This window comes from Pseudoalteromonas sp. L1, assembly GCF_021728095.1.
GTDB lineage: Bacteria > Pseudomonadota > Gammaproteobacteria > Enterobacterales > Alteromonadaceae > Pseudoalteromonas.
In genome coordinates this window covers 48,727-65,253 of record NZ_JAKKCT010000004.1, presented here as the reverse complement: position 1 = coordinate 65,253, position 16,527 = coordinate 48,727, and the positions used below count along the sequence as shown (strand labels likewise).

16 protein-coding genes and 1 riboswitch are annotated in these 16,527 nt (G+C 42.5%); of the genes, 12 read left to right on the top strand and 4 right to left on the bottom strand.

Annotated elements, in window-relative coordinates; all coding sequences use genetic code 11:
* Positions 1-9: 9 nt before the first annotated feature.
* The gene (locus L3V38_RS13200; RefSeq protein WP_237119720.1) at positions 10-3,735 is read right to left on the bottom strand and encodes a nitrate reductase subunit alpha; all 3,726 of its coding nucleotides are present in this window, start codon (positions 3,733-3,735) and stop codon (positions 10-12) included.
* Between the two features lie 210 nt (positions 3,736-3,945).
* Between L3V38_RS13200 and L3V38_RS13195 the strand changes: the two genes are divergently transcribed.
* From L3V38_RS13195 to L3V38_RS13150, 10 genes are all read left to right on the top strand, one after another.
* The gene (locus tag L3V38_RS13195) at positions 3,946-5,826 is read left to right on the top strand and encodes an ATP-binding protein (RefSeq protein ID WP_237119719.1); all 1,881 of its coding nucleotides are present in this window, start codon (positions 3,946-3,948) and stop codon (positions 5,824-5,826) included.
* A 118-nt stretch (positions 5,827-5,944) separates the two neighbouring features.
* Positions 5,945-6,076: riboswitch (molybdenum cofactor riboswitch) on the top strand.
* Positions 6,064-7,035, top strand: a complete 972-nt coding sequence (gene moaA, locus L3V38_RS13190) for a GTP 3',8-cyclase MoaA (protein WP_237119718.1) — start codon at positions 6,064-6,066, stop codon at positions 7,033-7,035. It overlaps the preceding riboswitch by 13 nt.
* A gap of 1 nt (position 7,036) precedes the next feature.
* Complete coding sequence (locus L3V38_RS13185) at positions 7,037-7,609, top strand: molybdenum cofactor guanylyltransferase (protein WP_237119717.1); 573 nt, start codon at positions 7,037-7,039, stop codon at positions 7,607-7,609.
* Positions 7,597-8,148 (top strand): molybdenum cofactor synthesis domain-containing protein, encoded by a 552-nt coding sequence (locus L3V38_RS13180; protein WP_237119716.1) that lies wholly within the window; start codon positions 7,597-7,599, stop codon positions 8,146-8,148. Before L3V38_RS13185 ends, L3V38_RS13180 begins: the two co-directional genes overlap by 13 nt.
* Positions 8,148-8,618, top strand: a complete 471-nt coding sequence (gene moaC / locus L3V38_RS13175; RefSeq protein WP_237119715.1) for a cyclic pyranopterin monophosphate synthase MoaC — start codon at positions 8,148-8,150, stop codon at positions 8,616-8,618. The genes L3V38_RS13180 and moaC overlap by 1 nt, the downstream gene beginning before the upstream one ends.
* Positions 8,619-8,633: 15 nt before the next feature.
* Positions 8,634-8,879: a molybdopterin synthase sulfur carrier subunit gene (moaD, locus tag L3V38_RS13170; RefSeq protein WP_237119714.1), complete on the top strand. Its 246-nt coding sequence runs from the start codon at positions 8,634-8,636 to the stop codon at positions 8,877-8,879.
* A 2-nt stretch (positions 8,880-8,881) separates the two neighbouring features.
* On the top strand, positions 8,882-9,331 hold the full coding sequence (locus L3V38_RS13165) for a molybdenum cofactor biosynthesis protein MoaE (RefSeq protein ID WP_237119713.1): 450 nt from the start codon (positions 8,882-8,884) through the stop codon (positions 9,329-9,331).
* Between the two features lie 10 nt (positions 9,332-9,341).
* On the top strand, positions 9,342-10,094 hold the full coding sequence (gene modA / locus L3V38_RS13160) for a molybdate ABC transporter substrate-binding protein (RefSeq protein ID WP_237119712.1): 753 nt from the start codon (positions 9,342-9,344) through the stop codon (positions 10,092-10,094).
* A gap of 4 nt (positions 10,095-10,098) precedes the next feature.
* Entirely contained in the window at positions 10,099-10,791 is a 693-nt protein-coding gene (gene modB, locus L3V38_RS13155; protein ID WP_237119711.1) for a molybdate ABC transporter permease subunit, read from the top strand.
* 14 nt (positions 10,792-10,805) lie between these two features.
* Positions 10,806-11,978 (top strand): ATP-binding cassette domain-containing protein, encoded by a 1,173-nt coding sequence (locus L3V38_RS13150; RefSeq protein WP_237119710.1) that lies wholly within the window; start codon positions 10,806-10,808, stop codon positions 11,976-11,978.
* On the opposite strand, the gene L3V38_RS13145 is transcribed toward L3V38_RS13150, so the two are convergent.
* From L3V38_RS13145 to narL, 3 genes are read right to left on the bottom strand one after another with little or no spacing between them, the layout of a single operon-like run.
* On the bottom strand, positions 11,975-12,259 hold the full coding sequence (locus L3V38_RS13145) for a hypothetical protein (RefSeq protein ID WP_237119709.1): 285 nt from the start codon (positions 12,257-12,259) through the stop codon (positions 11,975-11,977). The two genes, L3V38_RS13150 and L3V38_RS13145, sit on opposite strands and share 4 nt — an antisense overlap.
* A 15-nt stretch (positions 12,260-12,274) precedes the next feature.
* Positions 12,275-13,516, bottom strand: a complete 1,242-nt coding sequence (gene glp / locus L3V38_RS13140; protein ID WP_237119708.1) for a gephyrin-like molybdotransferase Glp — start codon at positions 13,514-13,516, stop codon at positions 12,275-12,277.
* Positions 13,516-14,169: a two-component system response regulator NarL gene (narL, locus tag L3V38_RS13135; RefSeq protein WP_237119707.1), complete on the bottom strand. Its 654-nt coding sequence runs from the start codon at positions 14,167-14,169 to the stop codon at positions 13,516-13,518. The genes glp and narL overlap by 1 nt, the downstream gene beginning before the upstream one ends.
* Before the next feature lie 273 nt (positions 14,170-14,442).
* On the opposite strand from narL, the gene L3V38_RS13130 reads away from it, so the two are divergent.
* Positions 14,443-16,056: an MFS transporter gene (locus tag L3V38_RS13130; RefSeq protein WP_237119706.1), complete on the top strand. Its 1,614-nt coding sequence runs from the start codon at positions 14,443-14,445 to the stop codon at positions 16,054-16,056.
* Positions 16,057-16,127: 71 nt separating this feature from the next.
* Positions 16,128-16,499 (top strand): ribonucleotide reductase subunit alpha, encoded by a 372-nt coding sequence (locus tag L3V38_RS13125; RefSeq protein ID WP_237119705.1) that lies wholly within the window; start codon positions 16,128-16,130, stop codon positions 16,497-16,499.
* The last annotated feature ends 28 nt before the right edge of the window (positions 16,500-16,527 follow it).

Genomic DNA, 16,527 nt, shown 5'->3' with positions numbered 1-16,527 from the left:
TATCCTCGGTTACTCATTATCTAGCCAATCAACCTTGTCCATTTTTCGGACAATTACAAACTCATCACGATTACAGCCCACAGTACCGTAGTAGTTAAAGCCGTAGGACTGCTGTGCATAACCCCCAATCATATGGGTTGGTTTCATAATGGCGCGGGTAACTGAGTTATGAATACCGCCTCGGGTTCCTGATACCTCAGAGCCTGGTGTGTTTACAATGCGCTCCTGTGCGTGGTACATCATGCTCATACCTTGTGGTACACGCTGTGATACGACGGCACGTGCGGCAATGGCACCATTAACATTGAAGATTTCGATCCAATCGTTATCTTTGATATCAGCCTCTTTTGCATCCGTTTCACTGATCCAAACAATTGGACCGCCACGGCTTAATGTCAGCATAAGTAGGTTGTCTGAATAGGTTGAGTGAATGCCCCATTTTTGGTGTGGCGTAATCCAGTTTAAAACTAACTCTTTATTACCGTTCGGTTTTTTATCCAATAATGGTTGAGTCGTTTTTAAGTTTACAGGCGGTTTGTACGACACCATAGTTTCACCGAAGTCACGCATCCACTGGTGATCTTGGTAAAATTGTTGACGGCCGGTAACGGTACGCCAAGGGATCAGTTCATGCACATTGGTATAGCCTGCGTTATATGACACATGCTCATCTTCAAGACCTGACCATGTTGGCGAACTAATGATCTTACGTGGCTGTGCTTGAATATCTCTGAAGCGAATTTTTTCCTCTTCTTTAGGGGTTGCTAAATGCGTGTGATCGCGACCCGTGAACTCTCCCAGTGCTTGCCATGCTTTAACAGCAACATGCCCATTGGTTTCAGGGGCAAGGCTCAATATGACTTCAGCGGCATCAATTGCGGTGTCTATTTTTGGACGACCTTTGTGTGGGCCTTCGCCGGTGTGTGTGTAATTCAACTCACCTAAAAACTTTACTTCTTGGTCAGTGTTCCAATTAATGCCTTTACCACCATTACCGAGTTTTTCGAGCAACGGTCCAAGTGAGGTAAAGCGGTTGTAGGTATTTGGATAGTCACGCTCAACTTCAATCATATTGGGTGCGGTGACACCTGGGATCAGGTCGCATTCATTCTTCCACCACATGTTTATGCCATCGGGTTGAGCTAATTCGTTTGGCGTGTCGTGCATGAGTGGCAATGTCACTAAGTCTTTTTCAACACCCAAGTGACCTTCGCATAACGCTGAGAATTTTTTCGCAATACCTTTAAAAATATCCCAATCCGAACGTGATTCCCACACTGGATCAACCGCTTTTGAAAGTGGATGAATGAATGGGTGCATGTCGGATGTGTTCATATCATCTTTTTCATACCACGTTGCGGTTGGTAACACGATATCGGAATACAAGCAGGTCGTTGACATACGAAAATCCAAGGTGACCCATAAATCAACTTTGCCCTCTGGTGCATCATCATGCCAGACAACGTCTTCAGGTTTTTTATCTCCGCTTTCGCCAAGATCTTTACCTTGCAAGCCATGTTTGGTACCAAGGAAATGGCGTAGCATATATTCATGGCCTTTACCTGATGAACCCAGTAAATTAGAGCGCCAAATAAACATGTTACGTGGGAAGTTTTTAGGGTTATCAGGGTCTTCACAGGCAAAGTCTAAATCGCCAGATTTAAGTTGCTGCACCGCATAATCTTTCGCTGACAATCCTGCTTTTTCTGCATCTTTACACAGTTGCAGTGGGTTCATGCCAAGTTGAGGGGCAGAAGGTAACCAGCCCATGCGTTCTGCACGTGTATTGTAATCAATGATTGAGCCAGTCCAATTCTCTTTATTTGCTAAAGGAGACAGTACTTCGGTCATTTCAAGTTTTTCGTAGCGCCATTGATCAGAATGGTTATAAAAGAAAGACGTACCATTCATTTGGCGCGGTGGGCGTTGCCAATCTAAACCAAATGCAAGCGGTAACCAACCACATTGTGGACGTAACTTTTCTTGTCCAACATAGTGAGCCCAGCCACCACCAGATTGACCTACACAGCCACACATCATCAACATGTTGATTAAACCACGGTAGTTCATATCCATGTTGTACCAGTGGTTAAGCCCTGCACCGACAATGACCATACTACGGCCACGGGTTTTGTCTGCGTTATCAGCAAACTCACGAGCCACTTGAATGACATGATCAGCTTTTACACCTGTGATTTGTTCTTGCCATGCTGGGGTATAAGGCACATTGTCATAAAGCGATGTTGCAACTGCAGGGTCGTTCAAGCCATTATCTACACCGTAATGCGCAACCATTAAATCAAATACGGTGGCAACCAGTGCTTCGCTACCATCTTTGAGGGTAATTGTTTTAACAGGGACTTTACGAACTTGAATATCGTCATGTTCAGTATGTTGGAAGTATCCCAGTTCATGGGCTTGGCTACCGAAGTAAGGGAATAAGACTGATTCAACTTTATCTGAGTGATCTTTTAAGCTGAGCGCTAACTTAATATCGCTGCCATTTTTACCATCACGCTGTTCAATATTCCATTTGCCTTTTTCACCCCAGCGATAACCAATTGCACCGGTCGGTGAAACAAGTTCATTGCTGGTTTCATCAAGACCAATGGTTTTCCATTTCGGGTTGTTGTCTTGGCCTAAGTTATCAGCCAAGTCAGCAGCACGTAAGAATGCCCCTTGTGTGTAGCCTTTGTCGGTTTTATCCAACACGACAAGCATAGGCATATCGGTGTAGCGGCGAACGTAGTCGGTAAAATAACTACTTGGTTTATCAATATGGAATTCTTTTAGAATGACATGTCCAAACGCCATTGCCAGAGCGGCATCGGTCCCTTGTTTTGGCGACAACCATATATCTGATAATTTAGAGCACTCAGAGTAGTCAGAAGTAATAACAACCGTTTTGGTGCCTTTGTAGCGTACTTCTGTGAAAAAGTGAGCGTCAGGAGTACGTGTTTGTGGAACATTGGAGCCCCAAGCAATAATATAATTTGAGTTATACCAATCAGCTGATTCTGGAACGTCTGTTTGTTCACCCCAGATTTGTGGCGATGCTGGTGGTAAATCACAATACCAGTCATAGAAGCTTAAGCAGTTACCACCAATCAATGATAAATAACGCGAACCTGCCGCGTAACTAACCATACTCATTGCCGGAATAGGTGAGAATCCCATGATACGGTCTGGACCGTAGGTTTTTGCGGTGTAAACATTAGACGCTGCGATGATCTCGTTTACTTCATCCCATTTAGCGCGGATCAAGCCCCCTAACCCGCGTTTTGATTTATAGCTCTTTGTTTTAACAGGGTCGGTGACGATTGATTCCCATGCTTTAACAGGATCACTATGGACTTGCTTAGCTTCGCGCCATAGTTTCAATAACGCCTGACGAACCTTAGGGTATTTTAATCGATTAGCACTGTATATATACCACGAATAGCTGGCACCGCGAGGACAGCCACGAGGTTCATGATTTGGTAAATCAGGACGAGTTCGAGGGTAGTCTGTTTGTTGAGTTTCCCAGGTAACGAGTCCGTCTTTTACATAAATTTTCCAACTGCATGAACCTGTACAGTTTACACCATGTGTAGAGCGTACAATTTTGTCATGCTGCCAGCGACGACGATAGCCGTCTTCCCAATCGCGATTTTCATCAGTTGTTACACCGTGACCACCCGCAAAGCTTTGCTTGTTAGTCTTGAAAAAGCGCATTTTATTCAACAAATGGCTCATTTACTTATTCTCCTATCCTGCTCAACTTTAGCGCTCAATCACTAGGCACCTTGAAGCGGCAGAAAGCTACATTGCAAATCAAATATAGTGTTTCAGCGCTACAGTAACTTGATGAGGATCAATATCTCAATGGTGTTTAAGTTGATGAAAAAGAAGGGAATACCCACAAGTAGGTAGTGTAATTTGACGTCTGTTTAGGTGAAAATACTGGTGTTGATAACATACAAGCGTTATGGTTTTGTAATTGATAAAAGGCAGGTAATCATTGTGGGTATTCGGCTAAATGAACTAAAAAATCGCTTTAATGGCTCTGTGATGGTGTATATCAAAGGGTCATTGGTTGGGATTATTAGTCTTGCTATTACGACCTTATTTGCATCGTATTGGATTACAGAATTAGCCGACTTAGATGCAAAAGCAATTAATTTAAGTGGCTCTTTACGAATGGAATCGTATCAGTTGGGTATGTTTGGTCTTGAGGGGAATAAGCAGGAAGTTGATAAACGTATTGCGATATTTGAAGAAAAACTCAGAGATCCCATTTTTCAAAAGCTGCAAAATGATGAGCAGTTAAATAAATTGTGGTTGCAAACCATTGAACAGTGGCAAATATTTTTAAAACCCGCCTTAGTTAATTTACCTATCGAAAACAAAACACAGTTTAATTTATACGTTAAAGCGTTGGCTGAGAGCGCAGATGATTTTGTCTATGCAGTACAAATAGATGCTGAAAGCAAAATTAGATTACTGCGTACTATTCAAGTCGGCGCCTTGTTTATCACGTTACTGGTGGGTATGTTTACGTTGCATTTAATCAGTTTGAGGGTTGAAAAGCCCTTGGCTGAGCTGACTCATGCAGCTTATGCTATCGGCAAAGGTAACTTCACTCATCATGTCGACTTACAAGGGGATGATGAACTTGCCTTAATGGGAGCGACCTTAAACCATACGTGTGAGGCAATAGCATCGATGTATGGACAACTTGAATTACGCGTAAAGCAGCAAACTGAAAAGTTAGAACTTAATAATCAAACACTCGCCTTTTTATTTAAGACAGCACGCGTTCTTTTGGAGACAAGAGAAAAAAAGCATGATTTACAACAAACCTTTGATGAGCTTGCACAGCTAATAGGTGTACCAGACATTGAACTTTGTTTGATGACCGCAAGCGGTGATAGACCTTATATGCAAATAAAACCCAGCCAAGATCAAATCGGTTTATGTGCTGCGAAAAATTGTGAAAGGTGTGAAGGTAGTGCGGCTTTTGTGTCGGTGGATGAACCAAGGGTTACACGCTTTCCATTAGTTTATGGAAGTGAGCATTATGGTGTTGTTGTCGTTCGAGGCGGGAGTGATTTTAATGAACAGTCTTGGCAGCTTCAGCTTGTCCAATCCGTAACCGATCAGGTGGCATTATCGCTTAACTTAGATGACCAGCAAAATAAAGACCGCCGAATAACGTTATTGCATGAGCGTACTGTGATTGCTAGAGAGTTACATGATTCATTAGCACAAGCACTTTCTTATTTAAAAATACAAGTTACCAGATTATCTAAAGCTCAAGAGAAGCAGCAATATGAACTACAGCAGCCGATTATTGACGAACTTAAAATGGGGTTAGAGTCAGCCTATCGACAACTTCGAGAGCTACTGACCACGTTTCGTTTAAAAATGGTAGAAGATGGGCTAGAAGCGTCTCTTAAAAAAACCATGGAGCAGCTAGCAGAGCAGAGTACTATTTCGTTTCATTTAGAGTTTGCAGTAAAACAAGTGCCTTTATCACCCATGGAGGAGATTCACCTATTACAGATCACACGTGAAGCAAGCCAAAACACCGTTCATCATTCGCATGCGCAAAACGTGTGGATTAGTCTGCAGCAATTAACCGACGGTCAAATTGAGTTATCAGTGTCTGATGATGGAGTAGGGATTAACCAAAGTTCTGAAAAGCTTAATCACTATGGGATGGCAATTATGCAAGAGCGTGCTAAGCAGTTAAGTGGTGAGTTAACCGTACAACCAAGAGAAAAAGGTGGCACACACGTTAAACTTACTTTTCACCCTGAAGGAGGCGAAGACACATATCAATAATTAGAAAGACCCAAGAATAAGGTTAATTAATCGCTTCTTTACAGTTGATATTTACTTATTTGTGGGTAGCTTGCCTGCCTACTCTTTTGTATGGTGATACATATGCAAACTCTCTAAGCTGTATCCAAGATGCTGAAGTACATCGACCTAAACTAGTTTTTAGCATGGTTAATGTACCGTGGGTGACCACCGGGTAAATAAAGAAATTTGTTTGCCTCCCGACTTGGAAAGGCTGTGATGTTGCAAGATAATTTTGATAGAAAATATAATTACTTACGCTTGTCAGTAACGGAAGTCTGTAATTTTAAATGTAATTACTGCTTACCGGATGGCTACGTGTGTGATTCTCGTCCGAAATCCCTCGGTGTTGATAAAATTAGCACCTTGGTAAACGCCTTTGCGATGGCGGGTACTAAAAAAATACGCCTAACTGGCGGTGAGCCTACTTTGCGCAAAGATCTTGCTGATATCGTAGCAGCATGCAGTGAAACTCAAGGTATTGATACCGTTGCAATGACCACTAATGGCTATCGCTTACTTGAAAAACTCCCTCGTTTAGTGGCCAGTGGTTTAACAAACCTAAATCTGAGCGCCGATAGCTTGAATCCTTATACATTTTCGCAAATCACCGGCAGTGACTCATTACATGAAGTGCTAGCTTGTGTTGATAAAGCCTTAGAGCTGGGTGTTAAAAAAGTTAAATTAAACGCGGTCTTACTCAAGCAATACAATGCCAACCAATTACAGCAATTTCTTGATTATATTAAAGATAAGCCTGTCACATTTCGTTTCATTGAACTGATGCAAACCGGTGATAATCAGGCTTATTTCAATGCCCAACATGTAAAAGGTCAGCAACTTAAACAACAGCTTTTACAGTCGGGTTGGCGAGCAGCTCCCAAAGCGGTGGATGCGGGCCCTGCTGAAGAGTTTTTTCACCCTCACTATGCGGGTCAAATTGGCTTGATCATGCCTTACAGCAAGGCGTTTTGTGTAAGCTGCAACCGCCTACGTGTTTCTGCAGAAGGCAAATTGCATTTGTGCTTATTTGGTGAAGCAAATGATGACTTAACGCCTTGGTTAGATAATCAGGATGTTCAAGGCTTAGCAACTCACCTTTTAAGTAGTGTTCAACATAAATGGCAAGGCCATCAATTACAAACGGGACGAACAGGGCTGACCAAACAACTGGCTATGTTAGGGGGTTAGTATGTTAGTGGGTATTGTTCTGGCTGGGGGCCTTTCTAGTCGCATGGGGCAAGATAAGGCGCTGCTTGAAATTAATGGTCAAACGCAATTAATACGTGCGACTAATTGCCTTAAAGACGCGGGCTGCGATGAGATCATCGTGAGTCGAAATAGCAGCGGTTTTATCGTTGATAAATTTATACAGCAAGGACCTGTTGCCGGTATTCATGCCTGTTTGAATCATGCCGCTTATGATGACGCGCTTGTTATTCCTATCGATATGCCGCTGCTATCTAAAACAAGTTTACGCACCCTTATCAACCAAGGGCGCAGACGAGATTGTGCCTGTTACTTTGCACACAGTGTATTGCCTTGTTACCTCAATCGGCTTGAACGCGTGAGTTTAATTGCCCAGCAACGTTTAGAGCATGGGCAGCGTTCTGTCAGGGGGTTACTTGAAGAGCTTGGAGCGGCCGTTATTGAATTGTTTGAGTCACATGGCGAGAGTCGTGAACTATATAACGTTAATACACCACAACAATGGGCGCATGCTTGTTGTTTGATTGATCAAAAGGATTACGCATGGCGCGAGTAAAAAGCAGCCGCTTTGTAGCATTAAACATAGCGATTTTAACGGTAAGTAATAGTCGAGGCCCAGCGCAAGACACCGCAGGTGATTTGTTGCAGCAAAAAGTCATAGACAGTGGTCACCATGTACTTAATCGGCAATTGCATAAAGCCAATATTTATAAAGTGCGCGCAGAAGTCGCTGCTTGGATAGCCAGTGACAATATTGATGTAGTACTGATTTCTGGGAGCACAGGCCTTACACCTGACGATATTACGCCATCGGCAATCGATGTGTTATTTGACGTGCCCGTGACTGGTTTTGGTGAGCTGTTCAGGCATTTGTCATATTCACAAATAGGCACATCATCACTGCAATCAAGAGCTTTAGCGGGGCTTGCCAATAGAACCTTAGTTGTTGCTATGCCGGGTAGTCCAAATGCGTGTGCTACCGCCTGGGATGAGCTTTTATGCCAGCAACTCGATTCGCACTGTGGACCGTGCAATTTTGTAGCCCAGCTTAAATCACATCGTGTTGAACAGTGCCACTCTCGGGAGATGAATTAATGCAGTTAACGCACATAGATAAAAGCGGCCAAGCAAGCATGGTTGATGTTGCAGATAAATCAGCAACGGTACGAGAAGCGCGTGCTTGCGCAACCGTTGTAATGCAACCAGAAACGTTGGCTCTTATTGAGCAAAATCAATTAAACAAAGGAGATGTATTGGCTGTGTCGCGTATTGCAGGTATTCAGGCTGCCAAAAAAACAGCTGATTTGATCCCTCTTTGTCATCCGTTGGCATTAAGTAAGGTGGCGGTCGAATTTTTTATTAACAGCCAAGACAGTGCCGTTGATATCCAAAGTTATTGTAAGGTAGTTGGGCAAACAGGAGTTGAAATGGAAGCGTTGGCTGCAGTATCAATTGCAGCACTTACGATAATTGATATGTGTAAAGCGGTTGATCAAGGCATGACAGTGCAGAACATGCGTGTCACTTATAAAAGTGGTGGCAGACGCGGCACCTATACCGGTTAATTGAGGGGAGCATATATGAATAAGGTACTTTTTTTTGCACAGTTACGTGAACGTTTAGGTTGTGACACGGTACAACTTAATGCACAAGGTATGTCGGTTAGGGAGTTACGCCAAGTATTAGCTAAACGAGATGAACGTTGGCGCACCTGGTTACTCGATAAAGATGTGTTAGTAGCGGTAAATCAAACCTTAGTTGATGATAATGCAGCGCTCAGCACTGGTGATGAGGTTGCTATGTTTCCGCCCGTTACTGGAGGTTAGTGATGATCCGTGTACAAGAGCATGATTTCGATATGAATGAAGAGTATCAATCTATGTTGGCTGACGACTCGGCATCGGGCGCGGTGGTCATGTTTGTGGGCCGTGTTCGTGACATTAACCAAGGCCACCAAGTTGATAGTTTATATCTAGAGCATTACCCAGCGATGACAGAGAAATACCTCACCCAGTTAGAGCAGCAAGCATTGTCATTATGGCCCTTGGAAAAAGTTACCCTAATTCACCGCGTTGGCAAATTAAGCTTAACAGACCAAATTGTGTTGGTGGCAGTGTCAAGTGTCCATCGCGAAGCAGCATTTGAAGCAGCACAGTATTTAATTGATTTACTTAAAGCCCGTGCGCCATTTTGGAAAAAAGAGCACGTTGCAGGAGAGCAGACACGTTGGGTGAGTGCCAATCATAAAGATCAAATAGCCGCAGCCCAGTGGCTATAGGGTTGAAACGATGCAGAGGCTAACAAATAAACTAATCATATACACGATAGCGACTGTGCTGATTTTATTGTGTTGTGTATTGCCAGCAAGCGCCAATGATAAAGACACATCCTCTTCGCTAACGATCGCTTGCTCGGCTAACTTTGTCGCTGTTATGGATAAGTTGCTGCCAGTATTCAAGGCACAGGTTAAAACTGATATACGGGTTAAAGTTGTGACAGGCTCGTCAGGCACACTCGCGACACAGCTTCGTTATGGAGCGCCTTATGACGTATTTTTTTCAGCCGATGCAATATTACCTACACAACTAAAAACCGATGGTTTTGGCATTGAAAGCACGGTGTATGCGCTTGGCGAATTGGTGTTTTATTCGTCCGAGGGCTATGACAGTTTGAATGACCTTGTGACACGTTTGCCCCATATCACTTTGGCTATTGCGAACCCTCGTTATGCTCCTTATGGACAGGCTGCGGTTGAGGTATTGGCTCATTTACAAATCAAGCCGAAAAAAATAGTCACAGGAGGGTCCATTTTGCATACTTTTCAATATGTTGAAAGTAAAAATGCACAGTTGGGCTTAATTGCAAAAAGTCTACTGCAACAGCCACATAATGGCACAGCCATCGCTATCCCCAGTGAGTGGTACCAGCCAATTGAGCAGTATGCTTTATTGGTGAATGACTCAGTATTTGCGCGTCAGTTTTATCATTTTGTTCAAACTGAAAAGGCACAACAGTTAATAAAATCAATGGGCTATAGGTAATGGTATGAACGAGGGGGACCTGCAAGCCATCTTTATTACGTTAAAACTCGCCGTGCTAACTACGCTGGCGTTGTTAGTTATAACGATTCCCTGCGCATATTGGCTTGCGCGAAGTAAACGAGCCATAAAACCTTTTCTCGAAACCTTAATTACCTTGCCTTTAGTTTTGCCTCCTACGGTACTTGGGTATTACTTTTTGGTGCTATTTTCGCCGCAGCAAGGTATTGGCTTATGGCTGCAACAGACACTGGGTGTGCAGTTGGTTTTTAGCTTTTCGGGAATTTTAGTGGCGTCGATGATCTATAGTTTACCCTTTACTTTTCGACCTCTACAAAGTGCCTTTGAGCAACTACCAGATGACTTATACAGCAGTGCAGCTTTGCTAGGTTTTAAGCCTTGGAGGCAGTTTGTATGGCTCGTTTTACCTATGATTAAACCTGCTATTTATACTGCTGCAACGCTAAGTTTTGCCCATACAGTGGGTGAGTTTGGTGTTATTTTAATGATTGGTGGCAATATTCCAGGAGAAACTCAAGTTGTGTCACTGGCGTTATTTGATCATGTTGAGAGTTTTAATCTTCAGGCTGCAAATACGCTTGCAGGGCTGATGTTGGTATTCTCATTTGCCGTTGTGTTTGCATGTCAATGGTGGCAAAGGCAAACGCAGCGTGTAAGTACACCAACTCGCTTGTTTTAAACAAGGTTAGACAGATGATGGCATTAAATAGCAACTGCATTGGTATTTCAGACCTACAGAGTGTGTCTAAGTCTGTGGTTGCGCATATTGAACTAAATTGTACGAAGCCTGTTTCTCAGCAACTTGATTGTCAACTTAAGACCTCGCAAATAACGGTGTTGTTAGCCCCAAGTGGCGCAGGCAAAAGCAGTTTGTTTAATGCAATTGCGGGTGTTGCTCCAGCTTCAGGCGGGTTAAAAGTAATAGGGCAACAGCAGTTAGGTATGCCAGCACATAAGCGCCGCATCGCCTACGTAACACAGTCTCCTTTGTTATTTGACCACCTAACCATTGCCGCTTTATTAAAGTTGGTGGCCAAGCAACAAGCGCAGCCATTTGATATAAGTTGGGCAATAGACCCCTTAGGGCTGACCGACAAACTATCGTGTCGAGCTCATCAATTAAGTGGCGGGCAGCGACAACGAGTAGCGCTTTTACTCGCGATGATCAAAGGAGCGCCTTTATTATTATTAGATGAAGCGCTTACAGGGCTGGATCAATTTAATAAGCAAGCTTGCATAGGGGTTATAAAAGACTACCTTTGTAAAGTACAAGGTGCTGCTTTGTTAGCATGCCACCAGCTTGATGATGTATTAGCATTGGCTGATAGTTGCTTATTGCAGCATACGAGAAACGATAGTACACATTGGCAAATGTTCCCTGTGGATGAAGGTATTGAGCGCTATCAGCAGCAGTTACTAAAGGATCAATCGAGGGAAAACATTCAGGGGAGTCAATTTACTTCTCTGTTTTACGGACAGGTTCATGCTCACTTTCCTGCACTGGGCTTAACAGAGTATCAGGTTGGCGGACAGCGCTGTTTTGCTGCGCATAATTCAGATCATCAAATAGGGCGTGTGCAGCCATTAATACTGAAAGCGAACCGCCTGGGTTTATCAAAAACAGCACTACCAGAGAGTAGTTTTGTGAACCAATTAAAAGTGCAGATCACTGCGTTTAACCCTGTTAATATGGGGCAAGAGCAAGGTATGTTGGTGAAAGTAAGGCTTGTGAATAGCGAACAAGAAGGTATGCATAAACTCGCATCATTGCATGTGTGGATCACGCGCTTATCATTTAATCAACTACAGCCCACGCTAAATGAAACGTGGTTTTTAATTGGTAAAGCAGACGCATTACACAGTTAATTATCAACTAAGTTATTTCGTACTAAACCGCGTTTTACATTTTTGCAGAGCTTCGCGAATCGAGAAATATCGTCAAAATTAGGAATTGTGCCTATTTGCAGCTGATGTTCCCAGTAGCATAGTTCGGTATCAACTAATTCCATTAGTTTTTTAGGGCAGCCGATACACGAGTTATCGATGCCACAAAAAAAGGTATCTGGTTCGTATAAGGGAAGCTCAACTTTTACCTGTTCAATTAATTGCTGCATTGCGGTAACGCGATTAGGTTTACGTGTTTGCATAGTAAGGCTTTGTTTCTAATTTAATACAGAATCAAACGGAATAAAAGGCACTAAATCACCCCTTTGCCACTGCGTTTTTTCAGCATCAAGCAAAAGGTAACCTTGGCTTTTTGCAAAAGTACTGAGTATGCCAGAACCTTGTCCTTTTAAAGGCTCAACATAGGTTCCTGTGTTATTGACAATTAGTGTGGCTCGAATAAATTCATCGCGACCTTGTTTTTTACTGATGCCACACGCTAAAGGCAATTGCATAGGGGGCTGTGTACATACTGTTTCACCAGCCATCTTACGAAGTGCAGGAATAGCGAGTTGGTGCAATGTCACAACACTTGAAACAGGGTTGCCGGGTAATCCCATAAAACGCTTGTTGTGGCCGTCTTGTGTTAAATACTTAAAATGACCATATGCGAAGGGTTTACCTGGCTTTATTGCGACTTTCCAAAACTGCATTTGGCCAAGTTCTGTGAGTACTGTTTTTGTGTGATCAGCATCACCGACCGAAACACCCCCTGAGGTAATAATGACATCGGTATTTGAAAGTGCCTCCTCGAAAGCCGATTTTAGCGCGTCAGGATCGTCAGCAATAATGCCAAAGTCCTGCACCGCAAAGCCTAAATTATTTAAAATAGCCTGAATCGTGTAACGGTTAGTATCGTAAATCCCCCCTTGTGGAAGTGGTGTGCCAGGCTCAAAAAGTTCATCTCCCGTAGAAATAACCCCCACTTTAAGCGGCTTATAAACGCTAACAGAGGCAATGCCAAGCGAGGCAAGCATACCGATATCGGTGGCTGTTAAACGTTGTCCTGACGCAAATAATTGGCTGCCGATACTGATATCTTCACCTTGTTTTCGTACATTTTGTGTAAAGATAGGCGTTGTATTTAACGTGATAGTTTGATCAGAAGATATCGTGACATGCTCTTGCATTATCACCGTATCAAAGCCAGCAGGAATGTGCGCACCGGTCATTATGCGTATGCAACAACCTGAGTGCCATTCGCCGTTGAATGGGTGCCCAGCATAGGCAGTGCCAATAATAGTTAAATGTGTGTGTTCATTTAAATCACTAAAACGAAATGCAAAACCATCCATAGCAGAGTTATCTGCAATAGGTACGTTAACGCTGGCGATAATTGGTTTGGCAAGAATGCGACGGTGCGCAGAAGATAGGGGTAATGTTTCAGTTCCAACCAATAAAGGACTATCTGATAAGAGTGTATCGCCTGCTTGCTGAAAAGAAAAGACGGCATTCATCATTACGATCCTTTTTGTTGGTTGATCATCCAAACTGCAGCCTCAACACGAGAGCGTAAGCTTAATTTTTTTAGTAAATGTTTAACATGAACTTTCACCGTACCATCAGAGATATCTAACTCACGGGCGATCAGTTTATTTGATAAACCTTTGGCAATTAACTTTAAAATTTCAAATTCACGGCTGGTTAACGAGTTTAGAATATTCGCTTTTTGTGATACATCAGGTTTACGAATAGCTTGTGCTAAAACACCTGTGAGCTTTTCGCTTAATACCATTTTACCTATGGCTGCTTGTTTTATTTTTTCAAGAATATCTTCAGGATCCATATCCTTGAGCAGGTACCCATCAGCGCCATAGCTAATTGCGGTGAGCACGTCTTCGTCGTTGTCAGATACTGTTAGCATAATAATACGAGAAGTGATGTCATTTGCTCTCATCGCTTTGAGGGTTTCAAGACCATCCATACCTTGCATATTGAGATCGAGAATAATTAAATCGGGGTCATGTTCAATCGCTAAGCGAAGTCCTTCTTTACCACTTGCGGCTTCACCTATCACGCTAAGTTCATCTTCTAAATCAATTAGCTGCTTTAAACCTTTGCGTAATAACGGATGATCATCCACTAATAATATTGAGTTGGTTAATGCATTCATACTCTGACTCTTTTACTGAAGCCTATCGGCTGACGGGATAATTTATATTAGCGTGGATCAATTTTTGATTCATCTAAAAGGCAGTGTGTTACTCCCAATAACCTATAAGTTAAGATGATTTGTCTAGTATAAACAATATGTTATTTACCTAGCTACCTACAAGTGGGTAGTTACTTTTTATTTTTAACGAGTTTTGGCTTACCCATCAATGTGAATTGTTGAGTTTAGTTTATGTGCGCATAGTGAATGTAATTCGATTGAGAGGAGCAGCACATGGCTGAACTACACAAATGGGAACCGGAAAATGAAGCTTTCTGGAATTCCCAAGGTAAAAAAATAGCACAACGGAACTTATGGATTTCAATCCCAAGTTTACTTTGTGGCTTCGCTGTTTGGCTCTACTGGGGAATTTTGACCGTGCAGATGATGAATGCAGGGTTTAACTTTAGCGCAGAAGAGCTATTCACATTAACAGCGATAGCGGGCTTGTCGGGAGCTACTTTACGTATCCCTAGTAGTTTCTTTATTCGATTTTGTGGTGGACGAAATACAATATTTTTCACTACTTCGTTGCTGATTATCCCAGCGATTTTTACAGGCCTTGCTTTACAAGACCCAACGACCCCGCTTTGGCAGTATCAGTTACTGGCGCTTCTTTCAGGTTTTGGTGGAGGAAACTTTGCTTCTTCCATGTCGAATATCAGCTTCTTTTTTCCTAAAAAACAACAGGGCTTAGCATTAGGTCTAAATGCAGGGTTAGGGAACTTTGGTGTAACTACCATGCAGATTTTAATTCCTCTTTTTATGACATATGGGGTCTTTGGCGCATTAGGTGGCGATCCTGTCACCTTGGTCAGTACATCGGGTAGCTTGATTGGTAAAATTCCAGCTGGTTCTGAGACATGGCCGCAAAATGGTGGCTTTTTATGGTTATTACTCTTGGTGCCATTATTTTTTGCAACTTGGTTTGGTATGAATAACATCCGCACACCAGAGGTTTCACCTAATGTAGGTAGCCCATTGAGTGCATTTATGATGATTTCAATCATGTTAATGATTGGTCTTGCTACTGCCGCTGCAGGGTTGTGGTTAATGTTGCCTGAGTCAGCAAATGGCTCAGGGTTTGGTGTGCCTAAAGAACTCGTGCTGGTGTTAGTTGTTGCCATCACTGTCTTTTTATTAAAAATGTTACCAGGTGCAATTGGTGAAAGTCTGACTAAGCAGTATCAAATCTTCAATAATAAACACACTTGGGTGATGAGTACTATTTATACTATGACATTTGGGTCATTCATTGGTTTTGCAGCAGCATTTCCTTTGGCTATTAAGGTTATATTTGGTTTTCAACATATTATGGTTGATGGGGTGATGACGCATAACACGCTTAATCCAAACGGCCCAAGCGCACTTATGTATGCATGGATGGCACCCTTTATCGGCGCCTTAATCCGTCCTTTAGGTGGTTGGATAGCAGATAAATGGGGTGGAGCGCTTGTAACGCAAATATGCTCAGTTGTAATGGTTGGTTCTTCATTAGGGGCAGCATATTATATGAAAGCAGCTTATCAGTCTGCGACACCTGAAGAGTTCTTTATGCCGTTCTTTGTACTGTTTTTATTACTTTTTGCAGCAACAGGTATTGGTAATGGCTCAACCTTTAGAACCATTGCTATGGTTTTTCCAAAGGAACAAGCAGGGCCTGTATTAGGTTGGACATCAGCTGTAGCAGCTTATGGGGCATTTTATATTCCTATGGTTTTTGGTCAGCAAATTAAGGCTACAACACCTGAAGTGGCACTTATCGGCTTTGCTGTTTTTTATGCACTATGTTTGATCATTAACTGGTGGTTTTATTTAAGAAAAGACGGCGAGTTTTACAATCCGTAACGATCTCCACTTGTCTAGAGCCATTAACTTCGGTTTTTGGCTCTTTTTTATTTTTACAGGAAAGAACAGATATGAGTAAGTTTCAAGAATTATTGTCTATGGCTCGTTACCAAGCGGAACCCGTTAAGCTATTACTATTATTTACCAAGGCGAATATTGAAAGTTCGAAGAATGAAGTTAACAAGGGCATTATTGAGCCTGTTATGTGTGTCGATAAATTACCCGCTGAATTAAACGACTATTCAACCTTATGCCTAGAAGCCGATAGTATTAACCATCAATGGGATCTATTATTTGTGACAAGTATCAATGCGGATGTTGATAAAAGCGTGATTGAAAGCAGTATGAAGTCAATGATAAATGATGTTCAAAGTGGCAAAAACACGGCAATGTATATCGTCCTAGATAGAGAAGATAACCTAGTTGAAATGGTCGGCAGTTAAAAGATTTCAATGTGTAGGGGCAGCAATT